At 57.2% G+C, this 20,845-nt stretch carries 11 protein-coding genes; 6 read left to right on the forward strand and 5 right to left on the reverse strand.

The window, feature by feature from the left end:
- Positions 1-228 precede the first annotated feature (228 nt).
- Together LAT75_RS01205 and LAT75_RS01210 are read right to left on the reverse strand one after the other, a co-directional pair.
- Complete coding sequence (locus LAT75_RS01205; protein ID WP_291480788.1) at positions 229-1,800, reverse strand: AbgT family transporter; 1,572 nt, start codon at positions 1,798-1,800, stop codon at positions 229-231.
- A gap of 286 nt (positions 1,801-2,086) precedes the next feature.
- The gene (locus LAT75_RS01210; protein ID WP_291480789.1) at positions 2,087-2,347 is read right to left on the reverse strand and encodes a hypothetical protein; all 261 of its coding nucleotides are present in this window, start codon (positions 2,345-2,347) and stop codon (positions 2,087-2,089) included.
- Between the two features lie 250 nt (positions 2,348-2,597).
- On the opposite strand from LAT75_RS01210, the gene LAT75_RS01215 reads away from it, so the two are divergent.
- The 3 genes from LAT75_RS01215 to LAT75_RS01225 all read left to right on the forward strand — a co-directional run bounded on the left by LAT75_RS01215 (position 2,598) and on the right by LAT75_RS01225 (position 6,493).
- Positions 2,598-4,361 (forward strand): AarF/UbiB family protein, encoded by a 1,764-nt coding sequence (locus tag LAT75_RS01215; protein ID WP_291480790.1) that lies wholly within the window; start codon positions 2,598-2,600, stop codon positions 4,359-4,361.
- A gap of 90 nt (positions 4,362-4,451) precedes the next feature.
- Positions 4,452-5,093 (forward strand): thiamine diphosphokinase, encoded by a 642-nt coding sequence (locus LAT75_RS01220; protein ID WP_291480791.1) that lies wholly within the window; start codon positions 4,452-4,454, stop codon positions 5,091-5,093.
- Entirely contained in the window at positions 5,075-6,493 is a 1,419-nt protein-coding gene (locus tag LAT75_RS01225) for a hypothetical protein (RefSeq protein WP_291480792.1), read from the forward strand. The genes LAT75_RS01220 and LAT75_RS01225 overlap by 19 nt, the downstream gene beginning before the upstream one ends.
- Positions 6,494-6,810: 317 nt before the next feature.
- On the opposite strand, the gene LAT75_RS01230 is transcribed toward LAT75_RS01225, so the two are convergent.
- Positions 6,811-8,133 (reverse strand): alpha/beta hydrolase-fold protein, encoded by a 1,323-nt coding sequence (locus LAT75_RS01230; RefSeq protein WP_291480793.1) that lies wholly within the window; start codon positions 8,131-8,133, stop codon positions 6,811-6,813.
- 185 nt (positions 8,134-8,318) lie between these two features.
- Positions 8,319-11,210, reverse strand: coding sequence for a hypothetical protein (locus LAT75_RS01235; RefSeq protein WP_291480794.1), 2,892 nt, complete (start codon positions 11,208-11,210; stop codon positions 8,319-8,321).
- 375 nt (positions 11,211-11,585) lie between these two features.
- On the opposite strand from LAT75_RS01235, the gene LAT75_RS01240 reads away from it, so the two are divergent.
- On the forward strand, positions 11,586-12,653 hold the full coding sequence (locus tag LAT75_RS01240; protein WP_291480795.1) for an LLM class flavin-dependent oxidoreductase: 1,068 nt from the start codon (positions 11,586-11,588) through the stop codon (positions 12,651-12,653).
- Between the two features lie 262 nt (positions 12,654-12,915).
- On the forward strand, positions 12,916-14,496 hold the full coding sequence (locus LAT75_RS01245) for a T9SS type A sorting domain-containing protein (RefSeq protein ID WP_291480796.1): 1,581 nt from the start codon (positions 12,916-12,918) through the stop codon (positions 14,494-14,496).
- Between the two features lie 24 nt (positions 14,497-14,520).
- On the opposite strand, the gene LAT75_RS01250 is transcribed toward LAT75_RS01245, so the two are convergent.
- Positions 14,521-15,288, reverse strand: a complete 768-nt coding sequence (locus tag LAT75_RS01250; protein WP_291480797.1) for a hypothetical protein — start codon at positions 15,286-15,288, stop codon at positions 14,521-14,523.
- Between the two features lie 308 nt (positions 15,289-15,596).
- Between LAT75_RS01250 and LAT75_RS01255 the strand changes: the two genes are divergently transcribed.
- Positions 15,597-20,795: a T9SS type A sorting domain-containing protein gene (locus LAT75_RS01255; protein ID WP_291480798.1), complete on the forward strand. Its 5,199-nt coding sequence runs from the start codon at positions 15,597-15,599 to the stop codon at positions 20,793-20,795.
- The last annotated feature ends 50 nt before the right edge of the window (positions 20,796-20,845 follow it).

Consider the following 20,845-nt stretch of genomic DNA (forward strand, 5'->3'; position numbering starts at 1 on the left):
GCAGGATGCTACGTATAAACCATTATTTTTGGAGAAGAAGCTGGTCTTAAATAAAAAAAGAGGCTTGTTTAGTCTATCAATCTAAGTAAAAGCACTTAAATATTCATGCTTGTAAAAATCGGATTCGGAAAATAATTCGTTTAGCATAGAGCTGTAAACAAGCCCAAAAAAAAGGCATCCGCGCTTTGTTGCGCGGATGCCTTTTGTGTTTCGTTGTGGTTAGGGCGCTCAGGGTGCCGGATACACAAAACTTGCCTGCAAGCCGAGTGGTATGCCGATGGCCCAGTACGCCAGCAGGAAGATGGTCCAGGTTACCAGAAAGATGAAGAAGTACGGCAGCATCATCGAAACCAGGGTGCCGATACCGGTTGACTTCACGTATTTTTGGCAGAAAACCACCACCAGCGGGAAATACGGCAGCAGCGGAGTGATGATGTTCGATACCGAATCACCCACGCGGTAGGCGGCCTGTGTAAGGTCAGGCGAGATGCCAAGACCCATGAGCATGGGCACGAAAATCGGAGCAATCAGCGCCCATTTGGCCGAAGCCGAACCTACGAGCAGGTTCACAAAAGCTGTAAGTAAAATGATGCCCACAATAGTGATTGCTCCCGGCAGCTGAAGCTCCTGGAGGAAATTGGCGCCTTTCAGGGCAATCAGAATTCCGATGTTGGATTGCGCAAAAGCGTCGATAAACAGGGCACAGAAAAAGGCCATTACCATGTAGTAGGCCATAGTACCCATCGCCTTGCTCATGCTGTCAATCACGTCTTTCGATTTGGTGAAGGTGCCCGACATGTAGCCGTACACAATACCGGGCAGGGCAAAAAAGATGAAGATAAGCGGCACAATCATCTGCATGAGGGGCGCTGAGAAAGAAACCAGCGACATCTGATCGGGGTTGGCCATATCAGGGCCGCGCAGGGCGGAGTCGCCGGGGATAGCCCAAAAAACCAGCACGGCAATAGCAGCAAGCATGGCAAAGGTCGCCGCCCAGAACGCACGGCTTTCTTTCGGCGAAACGGATTCCAGTTTTGGGAGGTCATCTTCGTCCGCATCAACCTCAACACCCTGAAGCCGGGGCTCCACAATTTTATCGGTGATATACCAGCCCACACCTACAATAAGGAAAGAAGAAAGCCCGGTAAAAAAGATGTTGTTGAGCGGGTTGAGCTGAATGTTGGGGTCAAAAATCTGTGCGGCACTTTGAGTGAAGCCCATCAGCAGCGGATCAATGCCGGAGGGTACAAAGTTGGCGCTGAAGCCCCCGCTCACCCCGGCAAAGGCGGCGGCAATACCTGCCAGCGGATGGCGCCCGGCAGCGTAGAAGATCACGGCTCCAAGCGGAATTACCAGTACATAGCCCGCATCAGCAGCGGTATGGCTCACAATTGCTACGAGAATGAGCATAGGGGTGAGCAGCGCTTTAGGAGTGATACCCAGCAGCTTTTTGAGCGCTACGTTGATATAACCGGAGTTTTCGGCCAGCCCGACCCCAAGAATGGCGACAAGCACAATGCCGAGCGGTGCAAACGTCACAAAGGTATTAACCATGCCCGCCAGAAATGCCGCAAGCTGCATGCCGGTAATCTGACTTTGAACACGAAGGGCTTCACCTGTGCGCGGATCTATCTCCGCGAAGTTAATCGGAGACAGTATCCAGGAGAAAAACCATACAATAAGCAGCAGAATAAAGAATAAAGCAGCCGGATCAGGCAGTTTGTTTCCGGCAACTTCTATAAAATCCAGAAAGCGTTGAAGGGTACTTTTTTTTCCGGATGAGTCAGTTTGATTGTTCATGTGGGATTGGTAAGAGAAGGTTTAGGCCGATGCTTTTGAGTGCATCTTACAAGCCTGTGAAATACTGAAAATCTGCCACACTTTTCAAGTATTATTTTTTGTGTACAGGCTTTTGAGCCTAAATAAATTAATTGCCCTTTTCTGCCAACAGGGATGGAAGCGTACAGGCACCTGCCCGTAAAGCGCCGGCCCGATAACGCTCCGTGCACACAGGGGGAAACATCACGGCAAAAAAAAGCCGCATACAGTAAACTGCAGCGGCTGTTATCCGGAAAAGGCTCAACGCTTAATTAACCTTTTCTTTTAAAGTTTTGAGCTCATCAGCCAGTTTTTCGGCTTCCCGGTCGTAACCGAGTTCTTTGAGTTTGAGCATATAGATACCCAGGAGAAAAAAAGTCGGAGCCCAAAGCCCCACAAAGTTACCGAATCGCTCGGCATGAGCGCGCTCCTGTTCTGATTTCCCTTTCTCCCTTGCCCAGGTTGCAACGGTAAGTCCGATAGAGGCAAAGCCAAGTCCCATTGATATATGCGCGAGTTTCTCTAACATAGTGTCCTTTTATTTTATGAATAAACGGTTCAGTTAAAACAATGGGATACGACAGGCGATCGTTCCGGTTTGTTTTCCTTACAACCGCTAAGTCCTAATGCCGGCTGGGCTAAAACGTGGTATTTGATGGGGTTAGAAGGTATAAAATCAGGAATACTGCGGGGCTGTAACTCAAAGAACAGCGTCTGTTTTTTTTGTATTATGGAGTCATCACTTTACTTTCACGATCCATTCAGGGAACAGCCGCTATTTGAGCTTACGTATCTTAAATAAAAAACAGCAGCATACGGAAAACGGAAGCAGCCCTGCCGACCCCGACGAAGCCTACATAGAAGAGCTCAAGCGGCAGGCCAAACAGCACCGGGAGGGCCGCAAGAAATCACCCTACAAGATTGATCCGCTTGCACCCTACAAGGGCGTAATCCCGCGGTTTTTCCTGATTAACCGGCACGTGATCGGTTTGCTGCTCGGCGGGCTCCTTGCCTTCCGGAATAGTTTGCCGCGTGACCGAAAGCGCGGGCTGCGCTCGTTCTGGCTCCGGTTTTTTTCGCTGCTGGTAACGCCCTTCGTAAAGAAAGACCTTCGCAATCAGGAGTTTCCGGTGCAGCTGCGGCGGCGCCTCGAGATGCTGGGCCCGACCTACATCAAGCTGGGTCAGGTGCTGTCGCTGCGGGAAGACATCCTTCCGAAAATCATAACCGAAGAGCTCAAAAACCTGCTCGACCGCCTTCCGGAAGTGCCATTTGAGGTGATGGAGGAGCTCATCCGCTACAACCTGAGCGAGCCGCTGGAGCAGGTTTTCACCTACATCGATCCGGATGCCCTCGGCTCGGCATCCATCGGGCAAACCCATGTGGCCGGTTTGTTTAACGGGGAGAAGGTCGTTATCAAAGTTGTGAAGCCCGGTATCCGCGACACCATCCTCACCGATATTAACCTGCTGAAAATGCTGGGCTACTTCCTGGAGCTCATCATCCCGCAGTATCAGCCGAACCGGCTGATCGAAGAGTTTTGCAGCTTTACCGCCAAGGAAGTGGACCTGGTGAATGAAGCCGATAACGCCGATACCTTTGCCGTAAATTTTGCCGATTTCCCGGATGTGGTTTTCCCGAAAATTTACCGGGAGTACAGCAACGAAAACATGCTGGTGATGGAGCTGCTCGAAGGCTTCAAGCCAGGTGATTCCCGCATGGAGTACCTCACCGATACGAACCGGCAAAAGCTGATTTACAACGGCGCGGCGGGTATCATCAGAATGCTGTTTAAGGATGGCTTTTTCCATGCCGACCTGCACCCGGGCAATCTGTTTATTCTGCCGGAGGGCAAAGTCGGATTTATTGATCTTGGCATGGTGGGCCGTTTCGAGGAGAAAACCCGGCGGCAGATGCTCTATTATTTTCACGCCCTCGTAAGTGGCGATATTGAGGGGGCGGCCCGCTACCTCTCGGCTATGGCGAGCGTGGGCAAGGGCGGCAGCCTGCAGGCCTTCAGGCGGGGGGTGAGCGATTTGCTGCGGCGCTTTTTCCAGCAGACCAAGAGCGGGCGTTTCAGCATGGGTAAGCTTATCGTGGAATCGCTGGGCATAGGGGCCCGGCACCGGGTGTTTTTCCCGGTTGAAATGACGCTCATGGTTAAGGCCCTCATCACCTTTGAGTCCGTCGGGCAGATGCTCGATCCGAAAATGGACGTCACTGAGGTTTCCGAAGGGCATGTAGCGCGCATTTTTGAGGAGCAGTTCAGCGTGAAAGCCCTCACCCGTGAGCTGATGCGAGGCGCGCCCGAGTTTATCGATATGGCCGTGCGCCTGCCCAAAATTTTCGCTGACGGCATGCGTCAGCTCGATTACAACCTGAACAACCCCCGGAATGAAAACCCGCTCGAGGGCCTCAAAAGCGCCATCATTACCGGCTCCTGCATTGTGGGCGGCGTAATTGCCATTGTGATGAACGGCCCCATCATTCTGTGGCTGCTGCTGTTTGGCGTGGGGTTTCTGTTTTATTTATTTGGAAAGTAGCGCCCGTTCTGCAAATCAAAATTTACGGCCGCAGAGGTCAGTACATCTGACCAAGACACCTTACACCTGTCATAATTATTTAATGAAGCTATGAAAATTCTCATTTGCTGTAACGGCGAGCCCCCCTCGCTGCCGCTGCTGCACAGGCTGGAAAGCTGGAGCGAAAAAGTGATAGGAGCCGACGGCGGCGTTTTCACCCTGCGGGATGCGCAGATTGCTCCGGATTACATCATCGGGGATATGGACAGCTTTAACCCGCTGCAGGATGTGGTGGATGCGGGCGCGACCCTGCTGCGGATGGGCGATCAGGAAACCAACGACCTCGAAAAAGCCCTCAGCCTGAGCAAAAACCTGCAGGCCACAGAAGTGATCGTTGTCGGCGGCACCGGTTACCGGCTCGATCATACCCTCAAAAACCTGAGCTGCATGCAACGCTTCAACAATGCTTTTGAGCGCATTGTGCTGATTGATGATCACTGCATCACGATTGTGTTGCCCCGCGAGTTCCGGTTCAGCATTGCGGCCGGAACCATCGTTTCGCTGTTTCCGCTGTCGGGCCGGGTGGATGGCATCACAACCCGGGGCCTGAAATACGAGCTCAGCAACGAGCCGCTGGAAAACGGCCTGCGCGACGGCTCCTCCAACGAAGCGGTTGAGACCGAGGTACACATCACCCATGAAAACGGCAGCCTGCTGCTGATGCTCCCCTCGCAATGGCCTTTGCCCTTTTAGACTGGCTTCCGCTTTTCGTTTACTTTGCGCTACTGGGTGTGCTCACGCTGCGGCGCAAGTATGCCGGCCATCACGCGGGGGATGAGGCCGGCTTTTTGCTTTCCGGCCGCCGCCTCACCCTGCCCGCTTTTGTGGCTACGCTGGTTGCGACCTGGTACGGCGGCATACTCGGGGTGGGCGAGTTTACCTATCTCGCCGGGATCTCGCAGTGGCTGATGTTCGCCTTCCCCTACTATGTTTTTGCCGTGCTCTACGCGGTATTCATAGCAGGGAAAATCCGCGAAGGCAGCGCCCTCACCCTGCCCGAAGCCCTGAGGCAGCAGTACGGCCCCAAAACCGGCCTCGCCGGTGCGTTCGGGGTGTTCCTGCTGGTGAATCCGGCACCCTATATTCTGATGTTAGGCATCATCGCGCAGCTGGTTACCGGCGCCGACAGCTGGTTTTGGTTTGCCGCGGCCGTTGCGCTGTTTTCCACGGTTTATGTGAGCCTGGGGGGATTTGCTTCCGTGGTGCGGACCGACCTGCTGCAGCTGGTGCTGATGTACGGCGGCTTTGTGATGCTGCTCGCATTCGCCTGGCAGGCCGCCGGTTCGCCGGCTGAAATGTGGACACAGCTGCCGGAATCGCACACGGACATCACCGGCGGGTTTTCGGCGGTCTATATTCTGGTTTGGTTTTTTATTGCGATGTGGACCTTCGTAGATCCGGGCTTTCATCAGCGGTCGGCTGCTGCGGCGAGTCCGGCCGTTGCCAGGCGCGGTATCCTCATTTCGGTGGGTTTCTGGGCTGTGTTTGATATGCTCACGGTGCTCACCGGCCTGTACGCGCTGGTGCTGCTCGGGCCGGCACTCGAAAGCCCCGCGGCGGCCTACCCCGAGCTGGCCGCGCTGCTGCTGCCGGCGGGCCTGTTCGGCCTGTTCATCACCGGCCTGGTAGCGGTGATTATGTCAACCCTGGACAGTTTCCTGTTTATCGCCGGGCAAACGCTCGGGCGGGATGTTTTCCCCGGCAGCGTGAAAGGGGCTGGCTTTTTGGGCAACCGCATTGCCCGCATCCGTGCCGGGACCTTAGCCGCGGCCCTGCTTGGTCTGGCCCTCGCCTTCGTTTTCCCGAGCGTGATCGAGCTCTGGTACGTAATTGGCAGCCTGATAATCCCTGCGCTGCTGCTTCCGGTGCTGGGCATCTACCTGCCGTTTTTCAGGATGCGGCCCAAAGCTGCGCTTGCGGCTATAATCGCAGCTTTCAGCCTGTCGCTGTTCTGGCTGGTAATGGGTGTCGCAACCGGCGACAGCCTCTTCTCTTACGCCTGGCTGGGCATCGAGCCTTTCTACCCCGGCCTTGCCGCAGCCGTTCTCATTTTTGCAGCTGACCGCATCCAAAAGCAGCCATCAATTTGCTGAGGTCACTTTTGACTCGCAACCCTACGCTGGCACGCGAATTTTCCGGATACAGAGGGATCAGCGCGTTTTTTTGAAGGAACTGTTTTTGTGCTTCTTCAGAAGAAGATGGCGGCTCAGGAACCCCCCAAACCCCGGGATTATCCGCAGGCTTGGGATCGTTCACAGGCACGAAAGACCGTGATGCGCACGGAGTTTCCCCCCCCAAAAAAAACGGAGACAGGAATATCTCAGGATGCGGGCTAAGGCGGAGCAACCCGGGTTGGACGCTTTTGCAGCGCTGCCCGGTTTTGGGGTCTGAGCGGCATTCCCGTCCGGGTTTATTTGAGCAGGGTGATGCGGAGGCTGTCCGTTAGCTGACCGGCCCGGAGCTGCAGCAGGTACACGCCACTCGGCAGGCCGAAGCCGCTTGCATCGAGGGCGTGCTGATGCGCGCCGGCGGCGCGGGCGCCTTCGGTGAGGACGCCGATTTGGCGGCCCTGAAGGTCGTGCAGGCTCAGGGTAATTTCTGCTGACTCCGCAAGCTCAAAGCGGATCACGGTGCGGTTGTTGAAGGGGTTGGGGTAATTTTGCAGCAGCATCAGCTGTGCGGGCTGCTCCGGCGCGGCGGGCCCGGCCGATACTGCATCCCCGAAAATTTCCTGGTAAAAAGCCCAGCCGCCTGCCTGCTGAAGCGCGCTGAGCACGGCCGGTGCCTGATGCGCAAGCCCTTCAAAGACGTGCCACTCGTGGGCTATGCCGAGGGTGAGGAGGTGCGCATGGAAAGCTTCGTTGGCGGGGAAAACGAAGTCGGCATCGCCCAGGGCAATCCGCAGCCGCACGGGGTATGCGGGGGCGGACGCGTACTGTTCGGCGAGCCGCCACGGACTTTGTGCCTCGAAGTACTCCTGATCGCCGCCAAAAACTTCGTTGAAGATGCGGAGCCTCACGGGAAAGGGCACAAGGCCGGGCCCGTCGGCAAGCAGATCGAGCTGAAGCGGTCCGGCGCCGAGCATGGAGCCTGCCGCGAAGAGATCCGGGAATTTGAAGGCGAAGCGGCCCGCCCCGTAGCCGCCCATGCTCCAGCCCTCTGCGATGCGCGCCTGCCGGTCGGGGATGGCGCGGTAGGCGGCCTCGATGTGCGGAATGAGCTCCTGAATGATGATGGTTTCGGCGGGCTGTGAGCCGTCTTTGGCATCCACATACATGCCTTCGGGCAGTCCGTTGGGAAAAACGACCAGGGCTTCGGGCATTTCGCCGGAAAGCATGGCGTTGCGGAACATTTGCGAAACAATGGGGATGCCCGTTGTGGTCGGGGCCCCGCTGCCGTGCAGGTAGTACACGGCGGGATAGCTCCGGCTCAGGTTCGCGCTTTCATCCCAGCCGGGCGGCAGCAGCACATGGTAGCTTACTGCCTGCCCCGCAGCTTCACTGAAGAAGGTGCCGTACACCACGCCCGGTGCCTCAACCGGATTCGTGACCCAGCCGTGCTGCGGCTGCGCGGCTGTGAGGATGGGGCTGATGGCCTGACATGCGATGAAGGCCATTAACACGGCGAACCAGGAAACGATCCGCGGCAGGGATTCAAATGCGCGGATGAAGCTCAAAGGAAGAGATTTCGGGTTCAGGACTCGCTGATTGAAGCCGGAATTTGGATGTAGCATTTTGCACGTGTTGTTTTCGGGTACGGGTGTCGTCATGGCCGGACCGGAATGGTTTCGGATGGTTGCGGAAAATTCAGGAACTAAGACGAACCGGGCGAACCGGGGTTCGCGGGTTTTTGGCGGGATGCAGCTTTGTTGGAAAAAAGCTGAGTAAAAAACAGCACGCTTGAGTCCCCTAATCATCATCACCGTGTGTTCCCGAATACGTGCAGCTTGCCGCGGGTGGGCTCCCAGCCGAGGCCGATGCCGAGGTCAATCGGCAGGTTGTAGATGCGGAAGCTGCTGCGGAGTTCGAGTCCGTACACCGCGCGGCCCGCGGTTGAGAGGGGCGCGCCGCCGGTTTCATCCAAATCGAGGATGTAATTGGCCTGCAGCGCCAGGTAAACGCGGTCGGCGAAAAAGGGTACCGAGATGAAGCCGTCGTCGATGTAGCGCAGGGGCAGTACGTAGCGGGCGCGCAGCACGGCTGCGTTGCGTACCCCGGCCAGGATGTTGGTTTCGTAGCCGTCGTACACCAGGCCGGAGGTGCCGTAGAGCCGGGTGCGGGTTTGGGTGAGGCCTTCGGCGCCGAGCAGCAGCCCGTGATTGCGGCTCATCCAGGGGCTCAGGTACTGATTCAGCCCAAAGCGCAGGCCTTCCACGCCTTCATCGCGGTCAGAATAAACGTAGCGCTCGCCCTGCACAAACAGCACCGTGCCGGTGTTCGGCATGATGTCGCGGATGTTCTGCTGCCAGCGCCAGTACAGGGCGGCAAAGCCTTTGAGGGAAATATCCGTGAACCAGCTGTCAAAGCCCGGGGCATCGGGCAGCAGAAACAGATTGTCCGCATAGCGGATTTCCCGTGCGGCGATGCCTGGCCTGAACTGCCAGAAGCTGTTGCGGGAGCGGTGATCGATGCGGCCGAAGAAGGGCAGGGAGAGCTCGCCCCCGCGCTCCTCGTACAGGCCGATGCTGGTAAAACGCGGCCGGTAGAAGGCCTCGAGCTGCCAGCCGGGGTAAAAGGTGGTGTTGCGGTAGAACATCTCGGTCCAGAGCCGGCTGTCTGTTACGGTCACTTCCGCCTGCCAGGAGTGCCGGCGCAGCACATCGCCGCCCGACATCAGCACGCCAAAGCGGGATTCGCGCTGCTGTTCCGCGAGCTCGAGCACCGGAACTACTCCCCGCGGCCGCAGCCAGCTGAAGCCGGTGCGGTACGCGCTGAGCGACCAGTCTCCGAGCTCGTCTTCGCGGTAGTCGGAGAGGCGCGAGGCAGCAAAGCGCTCGCGCAGCTCGGGCTGGAAATCGACCGGCTGAAAGCTCCGGCTGCCGAAATCGGCTGCATCGAGTACGCGCATCACCCGGTTGCTGCCTTCCTGCGCGATGTAGAGCAGGGCCCCGCCATCGGGCCGTAGGTCGGGTGTGGTAGCGCCGAAGGGCTCGCTCGTGAGCTGCTGCAGTTCGCCCGCTGCGGGAAAATAGCGGTACACCTGAGCGGGTTCCGTGCCGCGCATCCAGCCGCTGAGCAGCACCGATTGGCCGTCGGGGGCCCAGGCGGCATCGAGCACCACGCCCTGGCGAAAGCCGACATCCGGGTTGCGGCTGAGGGCTGCTTCGAAGTCGTCGCCCTCCACCAGCCACAGGGCCTGAATGCCGTTCCGGTTGGCGATTACGGCCCAGCTGCCGGGCTGCACGGGCGAAGGCTCGGCCTGCACCCAGGTGTCGGGCTTCAGGCTCAGCAGCTCCGTTACGGCTCCCCCTTCGGAAACGCGCACCAGCTGCTGCGTTTCAGATTCGGTACGGAGCGCGGTAAAACCCGGAAACACATCCCCCGAAAAAAAACGGCCGCTGCCGGCCTGCTGCGCGGGTGCGTGGAGCCGTGCCCCTTCGGTGAGGCGGGTGTGCCGGCGCGTTTCGAGGTCGAGCGCGTGCACATCCATCAGGGCGGTGTTTTCGAACCAGGGGTGGCTGTGGTAGCGGCTGTATAGCAGCTGCCGGCGGTCGGGCGAGAGCGAAAAGCGGAAGTCGCCCACCTGCCGGGTTTCGAGCAGCAGCTCGGGTGCGCGCCCCGAAACGTCGGTTACATAAAAACCGGGCCGGCTGTTGTACTGCGTGCCCTGCGCGAACAGGATGCGCTCGTTATCGAGCCAAACGGCCCGGCCAATGTGCACCTCTTCGGCGGTTTTGGGCAGGGTATCGGCCGCGGTTACCTCAGCCGGCTGCGCGCTTTCGGCAATTTCGGCGCGGGTTTCTTCGAGGTAGGCCGCGTAGAGCCGCCGGGGCGCAAGCCCGGTTGCGTGCCGCAGCGCCATGCCGTAGCCCAAAAAGGGGTAGCGCACGAAGTATTCGATGCTGCGGCGGGTGGTTTCCATGCCGTAGGTGTACTGCAGCCAGCTGATAAATTCGAAACCCGCCGTATAGTGCCGGTTGCCGGGCAAGCTGTAAAAGGCCGGGTTGAGGTGCTGCGCCAGCGACCACGGCTGCGGACCCGAGAGCACGGCGCGGGTCTGATCGCGGAACAGGCTGTAGTTGCCCCGGCCGCCGCTGCCGTACACAATGTTGCTCTCGTGGAAAACCGCGATGCCCTCAATCATGCCAAAAGGCGCCGCACCGTGTATGGCCCGGCCCATGTCGGGCCAGAAGGTATAAACAAAATGCGGCAGGCTGTTTTGGGGGATATTTGAAAAATGCAGGGCGTGCACGAGCTCGTGCGGGGCCACATTTTCGAGCCAGCCGCCGGTGCGGGGGTTCAGCGCCGGACCCTTAATAGCCGGAATTTCAATTTCGGTGCGGAAGTGCAGGGGCGTTACGTAGCCGTTGGAAAGGTCGTTGTGCGCGTTCAGCACCACGGGGAAGCGCCGCAGCTCGCCGCCCACAAGCGAGCGGATAATCGGATACTGATCCTCCAGAATCCGTGCCGTGCGGAAAGCCGCAGACTCCTCCCCGGCCGGGAAAATGACGCGGAAGTGCGGGGTGTCGAGCTGTTTGAGTTCAAGCGCCGGACGGTGCACGTTTTCGTAGATCTGGGCAGAAGCCACATGCGGCGAAAGGCAAACCAAAAGAAGGAGGAGAGCGGGCAGGAAAAGCTGACGGATAAACATCGCGACACAAAAATTTGGATAAAAAAGAAAGCTGCTGTTCGATTTAGCAGGGTATGAAAAATCAGGGTGGCGTTTTTTATAATTTAATGCGCAAAAGTTTGTTCCCGCCTGTTTTTTTGGGTGAAACCCCGTGCGCATCACGGTCTGCCGCGCCAACCCGAAAGCCCCCAAACCTACGGAAAATCCCTTGCTTTTTTTGGGGGAGGCGCTCCATCCCGCTATTTATTTGCCAAAATCAGAAACAGGCAGCCTGCCGCCAGTGCGGAATTTTGAATCGGTGAAATTTTCTTCAGGCAATTTGTTGTTTAAACAATTAATTTGCCTGGGGAGGGTTCCTCCCCCGATTACGCTGTTCATCAAACGTCTCAATTTTTTATGGAAAAATTTCGCATCAATCCGGCCAACGGCCTTGAATTTGGTTTGTACACCCTGGGCGATCATCTGCCCGATCCCGCAAGCGGCAGGCGCATTCCGGCGCAGCAGCGGCTGAAGGAAATCATCGAACTTGCCCGGCTTGCAGAGCAGGCGGGCATTGAATTTTTCAGTGTAGGGGAAAGTCATCAGGCGTATTTCACCACGCAGGCACACTCGGTTGTGCTTTCGGCCATTGCGCAGGCTACGGAGAAAATCAAGGTTTCGAGCTCTTCTACCATTCTGAGCACGCTCGATCCGGTGCGGGTTTTCGAAGATTTTGCGACCATCGACCTTCTCTCCGACGGCCGCGCGGAAATCATTGCCGGGCGGGCCTCACGGGTCGGCAATTTCGGACTGCTCGGCTTCGACCTGATCGATTACGAAGCCCTGTTCGAGGAAAAGTTTGAGCTGCTACTTCGCATCAACGAGGCCGGCGAAACTCCGGTAAACTGGCAGGGCACCTACCGAGCCCCGCTCGAAGACGCCGTGATTCTGCCACGCCCCAAAAACGGAAGCCTGCCCGTATGGCGCGCCGTTGGCGGCACGCCCGCAAGCGCCGTGAAAGCCGGCATGGCCGGCGTGCCGATGATGCTCGCCATGCTCGGCGGACCCGTGAGCGCCTTTAAGCGCACCATCGACCTCTACCGGGAGGCCGCCCGGCGCGCGGGTCACGATCCGGCGCAGCTGCCTGTGGGCACCACCGGCTTCTTCCATACCGCCCCGACTACGCAGCAGGCCCTGCGGGAAATGCACCCGCACATCAACGAAGGCATGAAGCTCACCAACGGCCGCGGCTTCCACGAATCGGCCTTCATGCAGGGCGGTCACCCGCAAAACGTAATGTGCGTCGGGAGTCCGCAGGAGGTGATTGATAAAATCCTCTACCAGACCGAAACCTTCGGCAACCAACGCTACATCGGGCAGATGGATTTCGGCGGCGTCCCCTTCAGCCGCATGATGCGGAATATCGACACCATCGGGGAGGTCATTCTGCCGGAAATCAAAAAACACACGCGAAACCCGGGCTGAAATCCCCTTTATTTTTGCAATAACGGAAGGAACCCTTGGTCGGGTTGCGCGTCAAAAATATAAGTCTGGTATTATATTATCTGGTGTCAGTTAATGGGTAACCTCAGCTCAAATCCGGAACTGAAGCTGCCTGTCAGATAAGATCTGTTTTTGATACCGATTCCGATTCATAAAAAAGGGGAGTAAAATGAGAAATTTTAAGAGTGTATGGTTTGGCTGTTTGCGTGCGTGCGTTTTCATTACCGCTTTTCTTCTGCCGCTTTTGTTGCAGCCGGCGGCTGAAGCTCAGGTCATCGGGGAAGCAGAGGATTTCCCCTTCCGCATTTCGCTGCAGCCGGTTGAAGTGCCCGAAATGCCGCCCATTCATTCCTACGCTTTTGCCGTATCGGGTGATGACATCCTGATTGTGGGCGGACGTATCGACGGGCTGCACGCCCGGCAGCCGTTTGCTGCATTCCCGCTGGCATCGAACAATCAGCAGCTGATAGTGGTCAATCCCGCACAGGGCCTGGTATGGACCGCCCCGCTGAGCGGCCTGCCGGTATCGCAGCGGGAGCAGCTGCAGTCAACCAACATGATTTTTTTTCAGCTCGCCGATACGCTGTATGTTATGGGCGGCTACGCCTACGCGCCCTCGGCAGATAATCACATCACTTTTCCGTACCTCACAACCATTCAGGTCTCGCAGCTGATTGCCGGGGTGAAGGCGGGTTTTGCGGATCCGGCGGCTGTTCGTCAGCTGGAAGACGAGCGCTTCGCCAATACCGGCGGACAAATGGGGAGCCTTAACGGGCAGCTGCTTTTGGTGGGCGGCAACACCTTTACCGGAAGGTATAACCCGATGGGTAATCCAACCTATGTGCAGGTGTATCAGCCGCACATGCAGTTTTTTGAAATTGACAACAGCGGCCCCGCACCCGTGCTGGTGAGCCATTCGAAAATCACAGATGAGCAGCACCTGCGCCGCCGTGATTTCAACCTGCTGCCCTATCAGTTCACCGACGGCCGTGCAGGCTACCTGGTGTCAGCTGGTGTTTTCCGTCAGGATGCGCTGCTGCCCTATTTGTACCCGGTGGAAATTGATGAGGCGGGTTTCTTTCCGCATGAGGGCACAGAGCAGCTGCTGAGCCACTACCACAGCCCCAAACTTTCCCTGCTCGATGCGGAAGGTGAGCTGCACATGATTTTCTTCGGGGGCCTTGCGCAGTATTACTATGAAAACGGTACGCTCATTCAGGATAACCGGGTGCCGTTTGTAAATACCATCAGCCGCTTTACCCGCTACACCGACGGCAGTTTTGCAGAGTTTGTGATGCCGGAGCGCATGCCCGACCTGAAAGGTACCAACGCAGAGTTTATTCCGGCAGGCGGTCTTCCGCAAACCGAAACGGGCGTGTTTTTGCTCAGCGAAACGGCATCGGAACATTCGCTGCGGCTGGGCTACATCATCGGCGGTATAAACACCCCGGAGCGTAACCCTTTTACCCAAAACCGCACGCAATTTACCTCGGCTTCCTCTTCTGTTTATGAAGTGATTCTGGAGCGGGAACCGGCTACAACTTTACCGGTATCGCTGCCGCAGCAGATTGCGCTGAACCAGAATTACCCAAATCCCTTCAACCCGGTAACAACTATTTCCTTTGTTCTGCCGGAACCCGCAGCGGTGCGGCTGGAAGTGTACAACATGCTGGGGGCAAAGGTCGCGACCCTTTATGATGGTTTTGCAGAGAGCGGGCTGAACAACGTGCGCTTCGACGGCTCAGCTTTGGCCAGCGGCATCTACCTTTACCGGCTGCAAACCGCGGAAACAAGCCTGAGCAGGCGGATGCTTCTCGTGAAGTGAGCCGGAGAGCATCCCGTAAGTTTCTTACTCCCCAACAACGGCGAAAACCGCTACGTTATTGAAGGTCACCCGGTCGCCGCTGCTGGCAAAGCCGTCATCATACAAAAAACGCACGCGTACGATAAAATCGGGGTTGTTGGCGGCGGCTTCAACGCCGGAGAAATCCGCAACGATGCGGCTGTAAGTTCCGGTGATGAGGTTGCGGACGGTCTGCGACTGCTCCATCCCGTTTTGTGTCCACAGCTGAAATCCGCTGGTGACCGAGTAGTCGATCTGAATGCCGTCGGCGGCGCCTTCATCCATCATCGCAAAGCTGAGCACCGGAGCCGAGGCACCGGTCATGGGGATATGGAAATACAGCTCGTGCTCGCCGTTGGCTCCGCGGAAGGGCTGCCGGATCTGAACGCCCCGAACGTCGGCTTCTTCAAAAGCGAGATTGTTGTTGCCTTCAGGCAGGTAGTTGATGTCGGTGGGGGAGTTGCGCCGCTCCATAGAACCGAGGCGACCGGTGTTCGGGTAATTGGGAAGCCCTGACTTAAAGAAAATATGCGCGCCGGTTTCCCCGGGATCGAAAGTGGCGTCAATGCGCTCAAGCTCCACATTGTTGGGCACCCGACCGTCAAAAACCCAGAAGAGGTACAGGCTTGCATCGGCGGGGAGAGGCTCAGGCTCAGGTTGCTGTGTATTGTTACTCGTGTGCGGATCAACCAGTTTTTCGGCACAGGCTGCAAGCAGCATCAGAGAGAACAGCAGCACAAAAAGGGGGCGGGTTGAAGCAGAGCATTGTTTCATAAAAACCGATGTAGCTGGTTTGTGGATAGAAATGGCGGAGGCATAGCTGCGTTGGACAGCTTTAATAAGGGCATAAAATCCGGAAATAATATTACCAGCATATTACCAACACAGGAAAATGCAGGCACCCGGAACAATTTCCCGGATGGGCTGAACCTAAAAGGGCATGCGTAACATCAGCTTAATATTAAATTGCTAAGTTGTCTGCGAATCCAACATAATTTCATTAAATTCTAATGCCTGTATTTGAATTGCATCCGTCAGCACGAAAAAACAGACACCTGCAACCTTTTGAGGAATACCAGATTATGAAGAAACGACTGTTACGAACCTGTAAGCTGCTGACCGTTTTAATTGCAGGCCTTGGCCTGTCGTTATTTCCGGGCAATACTGATTTTGCAACGGCCGCCACGGCAGCCGATGACGAGCAGGTACTCATCCACTATTGGAATTTTAACGATGTGCCTAACCTGCTGAACAGCAGCTTTTCGCTGCTGAGCGGGCAGCTGATCACGACAGAGCTCACCGGCTCAGCCGAAATTGAGGACGGCGGCGGCAACGATTTCACCGGTGAAAACGCCCGTTTTGGCGATCCGGCCGACCGGCACCTGCGCGTAAATAATCCGCTTGGCGCTACGCTTTTTATCCCGCTGCCCACGACGGGTTTTGAAGACCCGCTGCTGCTGTACGAAGCCCGGCGCAGCGGTCAAGGCGGAGAGTTCCAGCTCGTCAGCTACACCCTCGACGGGGAAAACTACACCCTTTTCGACACCATCAGCATCCCGAACGGCGCGCCGATTCTCTTTTCTTTTGACTTTTCGGGGATTGAAGGCGCAGCGGATAACCCCGATTTCGGTGTCCGCATCACCTTTGAGCAAGGCAGCGGCGGAACCGCCGGAAATCACCGCATCGATAACCTGACGCTTGAAGGCCTCTCGCTGGCTGTGCCGCTCGACTATTTCAGCAAGCCCGAAGGCGAGCTGACCGAGCTGAGCAGCTGGGGCTCGGAGCCCGACGGCAGCGGAACTGCGCCCTCGTCATTTGCCCTCGATAACGCGACCTTCACCATTCAAAACCGGGCAGCCGCAAGCATTGATGAGGTCCTTTCTATCTCAGGCCTCGGTTCGCGGCTGGTAGTAGGCAGTGGCACGGAGCCCGTCATCCTTTTTGTAAACGGCGAAATTGATGCAACCCTCGACCTTGCAGAGCTGGCAATCATACAGTTCACCAACCCGAACTATCCCGTGTTCGGTGATTTTGCGCCTTCAGCCCAAGTAATTTTTACGGATGATGCCACCCTCATCCCCTATTTCAGCTATCCCAGCCTTACGCTTTCCGATATTGATCCCGTCTTTAGCGGGAACGGCACCGTTACGGTTACCGGCAACCTCAGCCTCAGCGGCACGGTCAATATGCCCGATGCCCGCGGTGCAGCTGAGTACACCATTCGTTTTGCCGGCGGCGCGGATCAGTTTATTGCGACTAACGGAAACGTGCTGCGCTCCTGGAATCTGGACTTCATCAAAACTGCGGGCTCGGTTCAGGTTATGCCTTCAAGCATGTTTTCGTCTGACAATCAGATGAACTTTTCAATCGGTGCCGGTGCCTCCTTTGCAGATAACGGCGCCGTTTTTTATGCCGGTAATTCTCTGAATATCGCCGGAAGCGAGGCCTCCTACAATTTCACAGGAACCTTCATCCTTGCCGGTACCGAAGCGGGTATCGTGAACGGGGCCGGAGCGGGCAACAATTTCAATGTGCGGGAGGGTGCCAACACCAACATCACGGCCGCGCTCAACAATCTGCTCATCCGCGTGCCCAATACCGGGGGCGAGTTCCGGTTTCGCGACGGCTCAACCGATAGTTTCACCATCAAAGGCGATTTCATCGTTGAAAGCGGCGCTGCGGGACGCCTTCGCTTTTACGACAACGAACTGTTTGTGGGCGGTGATTTTATTGTTGAAGAAGGTTTCAGCGGCAGTATCGATACCTTCGAAGCACTGCACTTCAACGGAACGGAACCGCAGCTGCTGAGCGAAAACATCGGGCTGCGCACCGACGTGCTCAATCTTGATAACGCCGCCGGACTCACGATTGAAGCCGGCAATCCGCTGGTCAGGGATGAGCTTATTTTTACCGCAGGCCTGATTTCTACCGGCACCAACGCGGCCCTTTTTGTGGAGGGCGATGCCGGTATCACCGGCGCCTCCGCTGAGCGCTACGTGAACGGACTGCTGGTGCGCGAAACCGAAACGGCTGGGGCCGCAACCCTCGATTTCCCCGTCGGAGCAGGCGGCGTGTTCCGCCCCGTGCAGCTCACCCTGGCCCACAGCGACGATGCCGAAAACCTCTACGGCGTACGTGCCGTTGCCGAAACCGGTCCCGGGTTTGAGCTGCCTGCCAACCTGAGTGAACTCGTTGAAGGGCATCACTACGTCATTTTCCGGGAGGGGGACAATGAGCTGCTTTCGGCTTCTCTCACCCTCACCTACAACGAAAGTGAGTTCGCATTTCCGGCTGAGGAGCTGCAAATCGCCGGAACCGTTGGCGAAGCCTGGCAGAACTACGGCGGTACGGCCGCCGGAGGAAGCATCATCAGCAGCTTCAATATCAGCGAATTCGGAGAGTTTGCGCTCGCCCGTTTGTTTGTGGACAGCGCGAAAAGCATCACCTCATTTGTCTTTACGGATTTTGATCCGCCGCTTGCCGCCGCCATCGATGAGGCCAATCTGCTCATCACCGCGAGCGTGCCCTTCGGCACGGATGTGAGCAACCTCACGCCCGAAATCGAAATCACTGGCGTAAGCGTCGATCCCGCCTCGGGCGTGCCTCAGAACTTCAGTGCCCCCGTAAGCTACACCGTTACCGCCGAGGACAACAGCACCTCGGTTTACTCGGTTGAAGTTACCGTGCTCGATCCGGTGCTCTACACCCTCAGCCTGAGTTCAGAGCCTGCGGGTGCGGGCGTTCTGAGCGGGGCAGGCAGCTATCAGGCTGGTGAGTCCGTTACGGTAAGCGCGCAGGCGAATGCCGGTTTCAGCTTTGTGGAGTGGACCGACGGCAGCAGTGTGCTCAGTACCGCGCCGGAATTTGTGTATGAGATGCCCGCTGCCAATACAAGCCTCACCGCTGTTTTTGAACCGGACAGCCGTGAAGCCCTGGCCTACTTTTTCTTCTTTGGAAATGATCTGCCCAACAATACCCCGCTGACCGAAATCGCCCCGACCTTTTCTGCGCCGGGTGGAGGACGCCTTGCCTATGAGTCAGCCCTGGAAGGCTATCCGTTTGATTCATCACACCCGAACTGGCGGCTTGCTTCCCTGGAGCGCCGCAACGCGCCTACGCCGGTCAACTATCGCCCGGAAGGCAACAGCGGCATCCCCTTTGAAAACAGCGTGATGCGCGCCATTCAGGTGAAGCAGCCCTTTGCTGATAACGGCCGCGAGAACACGGTCATTTTCGAACTCCCGACCCTCGGCTTCGAAGACGTACTGCTTTCCCTGGCGGTGCTTGACGAAGGCGCCGCTCAGGCACTGGTGTTTGACTACTCCGTGAGCGCCGGTGAGCCGGAGTGGACGACCGAAGGCATGCCGCAAACCGAGTTTGCTATCAGCGGGAGCTATCAGCTGGTGCTGGTCGATTTTGCCGGCATAGAAGCCATCACCAATAATCCGGACTTCAAAATCCGGATGCGCTTTATCGGGGATGACATGAGCGCGGATAACGGCGACCGGGTGACCTTCAACAATATCGCGCTTGAAGGCAACGAGGCCGAACTGCCTGAACAGGCTGTTGCGCTTGCATTTACGCAGATTGCACCAACAGCACAAACGGGCCTCACGGCACGTCCGCTGGTAATCCGCGCCCTCACGGAGAGCGGTTTCACCGATACCGATTACAGCGGTGAAATTACCCTCAGCATTGCCGAAGGCAGCGGAAGCCTCGAAGGAACCCTGAGCCTGAGCGCCACAGAAGGTATTGCGTTTTTTGAGGATGTAAGCTTTACCGGTTTCGGAGCCATCACCCTGCAGGCAGCCGCAGAAGGCCTGCAAACGGCGGTGAGTGCGCCCGTGCAGGTGGTTCAGGTCACCGAAGTGGTGATGCCGCAGTTCATGCAGGGCGAGCAGGATGAAAACGGCGACAACCTCAACCGTATCCCGTTTGTGTACCGCATCACCCTTGAGGGCCTCACGCCGGAGGCGACCTACCGCTATGGCAACCGCGTGGTAAATGCGGAGGACGGCCCGGAGAGCAGCGGTGCCGGAAACGCCGTCTTCGTGAAAACCGACGGAAATGATTTTATCCGCACGACCAACGCCCCGCGTTTTCGTCCGACGGATCTCGACGTACGGCACTCCGAGTTCACCACCGATTCCGAGGGCAGCTTCACCGGCTGGTTTGTCACCGAACCGAGCGGCAACGCGCGCTTCACGCCGGACGGCGAACTGCAGATGCGGGTCATTCTGAACAACGGTGCCGGAGGTGAGGATTTGTTCTTTTTCCTCACAGCGCCATCTGCGGTTCAGGTAATCGGCTTTGGTACTGAGGAAGCAGCAGCGACCGGCGTTTTTGCGGCTTCTGATTTCGAAGCCAAAAGCGTGATGCTCTTCTTTGATAACGCTGAAGCGGCCGGGCGCCCGCTCACCGCATCGTTTGTAGAGGCAACCGGCGCTATAACCGACGACCGCTACGCCGCCTTCTTCGATGAGCTGGTATCAGGCAATGCCGGATTCTTCGGCAGCCTCATCCCCAACAACCTGCCCGGCGGCGTTCAGGCGCTGACTGCGCACGAGCTGCTCACCGCTGAGCTGATAGAGCTGCTCGTCCGGGAGGATGGCATCTGGGGCGGCACGACAACCGTGAATCCGAACGGCGGACTGAGTCCGCTCTTCCTGCAGCTCACCGATGCTCCGGAACCGCCCGCGGCACCTGAGCTTGTGAGTCCGGAAAACGGCGCCACCGATCTCGTCGACTTATTCTTCACCTGGCTTGCAGCTGAAGGCGCCGATTTCTACGAAATTGAGTTCAGCTACACCGATGAGCGGGACGGCACCTTCACCTACACAAGCGATACGACTGAAATTGACCTGAACGATGAAGACATCTTTGAAGGCGGCACCATCTACGCATGGCGCGTCCGGGGTGTGCTGGTAACGGATGAAATAGCGATTTCCGGTGAATGGTCGGAAAGCTGGCTGTTTACCACACGCTTATTTGTATCGGTTCCGGGGGAAGAGCTCCCGCTGGAAACGGAGCTTTCTCAGAATTATCCGAACCCGTTTAACCCCACGACCATCATCCGATTTGCCCTGCCTGAAGCGCAGCAGGTACGGCTGGAGGTATTCAACATTTCGGGTCAGCGGGTAGCAACGCTCATCAACGGCATGCAGGCCGCCGGCCGGCACAGCGTGACCTTCGATGCATCTCACCTTTCAAGCGGCATCTACCTGTACCGCATTGAAGCGGGCAGCTTCAGTCAGGTCAAAAAAATGATGCTGGTCAAATAAACCACTTTAATTAAGGATGACGGGTTTCGGCCCCGCCGGAATGCGTCATC

It is taken from the genome of Cyclonatronum sp., assembly GCF_022565315.1.
Classification (GTDB): Bacteria; Bacteroidota; Rhodothermia; order Balneolales; family Cyclonatronaceae; genus Cyclonatronum.